3 protein-coding genes and 1 riboswitch are annotated in these 2,007 nt (G+C 35.5%); all 3 genes read left to right on the forward strand.

Annotation, left to right across the window (positions count from 1 at the left end; all coding sequences use genetic code 11):
* Nucleotides 1–569, forward strand: a 569-nt coding sequence (locus IDG60_RS12280; protein WP_206160750.1) for an AzlC family ABC transporter permease, incomplete at its 5' end; no start/stop codon positions are given.
* Nucleotides 566–895: an AzlD domain-containing protein gene (locus IDG60_RS12285; RefSeq protein ID WP_000628051.1), complete on the forward strand. Its 330-nt coding sequence runs from the start codon at nucleotides 566–568 to the stop codon at nucleotides 893–895. The genes IDG60_RS12280 and IDG60_RS12285, both read left to right, overlap by 4 nt.
* 204 nt (nucleotides 896–1,099) lie before the next feature.
* Nucleotides 1,100–1,198, forward strand: a riboswitch (SAM riboswitch).
* A gap of 59 nt (nucleotides 1,199–1,257) precedes the next feature.
* A partial coding sequence (gene metX / locus IDG60_RS12290) for a homoserine O-acetyltransferase MetX (protein WP_031806599.1) occupies nucleotides 1,258–2,007 on the forward strand: 750 nt, incomplete at its 3' end.

A 2,007-nucleotide genomic window follows, 5' to 3' on the forward strand; every position in this document is an offset into this window, starting at 1 on the left:
TCTTGTTATGTCTTGTTATATATGCCGGTGCTGCGCAATTTATTATGTGCGCGTTGTTTATAGCAGGTACACCGATATCAGCGATTGTACTAACTGTATTTATCGTAAATTCAAGAATGTTCCTTTTAAGTATGTCGCTTGCACCAAACTTCAAGACATATGGGTTTTGGAACCGTGTTGGATTAGGTTCATTAGTAACTGACGAAACGTTTGGCGTCGCCATTACACCTTATTTAAAAGGAGAAGCTATCAATGATCGTTGGATGCATGGTCTTAATATCACAGCATATTTATTTTGGGCAATTTCATGTGTAGCTGGGGCTTTATTTGGCGAATATATCTCAAATCCGCAAACGCTAGGGTTAGATTTTGCTATCACGGCTATGTTTATCTTTTTGGCCATTGCGCAATTTGAATCAATTACTAAATCGCGATTAAGAATTTACATAGTACTCATTATTGCCGTCATAGTAATGATGTTATCGCTAAGTATGTTTATGCCTTCATATCTAGCAATATTAATTGCAGCCACAATTTCAGCAGCGTTAGGAGTGATGATGGAACGATGATAACTCATATGAACATGTTAATACTTATTTTATTGTGTGGTATCGTAACGCTATTAATTCGAATTATACCTTTTATCATGATTTCAAAAGTGCAATTGCCTGATGTCGTGGTTCGATGGCTATCATTTATCCCAATCACACTATTTACGGCACTTGTCATAGACAGCATTATTCAACAGACGCCTCATGGTGAGGGGTATACATTAAACATCCCTTACATTATCGCGCTCATTCCGACGGTTATTTTATCTATAATCACGCGTAGTTTAACTATTACAATTATTAGTGGGATTGTTATCATGGCAACATTACGATTTTTCTTTTAAAAATAACTGAAAATCATTGAACAGATATTTAAACTTAGGTAAACTGTTAGTAATCAGAAAATTCTGATATACAAATCGTCTATGGTATGACTGGGAATCGTATACACGAAAGCGATTTGGCTAACGTATGACAATGATAACAATATTTTAAATGATAAAAGTAATTCATCACTGAATCTCAACTAACACATAACAATTTCATATTTCTTATTGTGAGAAGTTGAGGGACTTGGCCCTGTGATACTTCAGCAACCGACTTTATAGCACGGTGCTAAAACCAACGAGTTACTCGAATGATAAGTATAAAGACTTCTTACTTTTCAATAGGGTGAGAAGTTTTTTTGTTTAAGGAGGAAAGAACAATGACAAATTACACAGTAGATACTTTAAATCTAGGGAAATTTATTACAGAATCTGGGGAAGTCATAGATAACTTGCGTTTGAGATATGAGCATGTTGGTTATCATGGACAACCATTAGTTGTAGTTTGTCATGCATTAACTGGCAATCATTTAACATATGGAACAGATGATTATCCGGGTTGGTGGCGAGAAATTATTGATGGGGGATATATACCCATTCACGATTATCAATTTTTAACATTTGATGTTATTGGTAGTCCTTTCGGTTCAAGTTCACCTTTAAACGACCCTCATTTTCCTAAAAAATTAACATTAAGAGATATAGTCAGAGCGAATGAACGAGGTATACAAGCCCTTGGTTATGATAAGATTAATATTTTAATAGGGGGAAGTCTTGGAGGTATGCAAGCAATGGAACTACTTTACAATCAACAGTTTGAAGTAGATAAAGCCATTATCCTTGCTGCAACAAGTCGAACATCATCTTATAGTAGAGCTTTCAATGAAATTGCAAGGCAAGCCATTCATCTTGGTGGTAAGGAAGGTCTAAGTATTGCACGCCAATTAGGTTTTTTGACATATCGATCATCAAAAAGTTATGATGAACGTTTCACGCCGGATGAAGTAGTCGCATACCAACAACATCAAGGTAATAAATTTAAAGAACATTTTGATTTGAATTGTTATCTGACACTGCTAGATGTATTGGATAGTCACAACATTGACCGAGGTCGCACAGACGTAACGCAT

Source organism: Staphylococcus sp. EG-SA-2 (assembly GCF_017152085.1).

Coding starts and splice junctions, on each gene's coding strand:
- IDG60_RS12285 (WP_000628051.1), top strand. CDS start 566: ATGATAACTCATATGAACATGTTAATACTTATTTTATTGTGTGGTATC.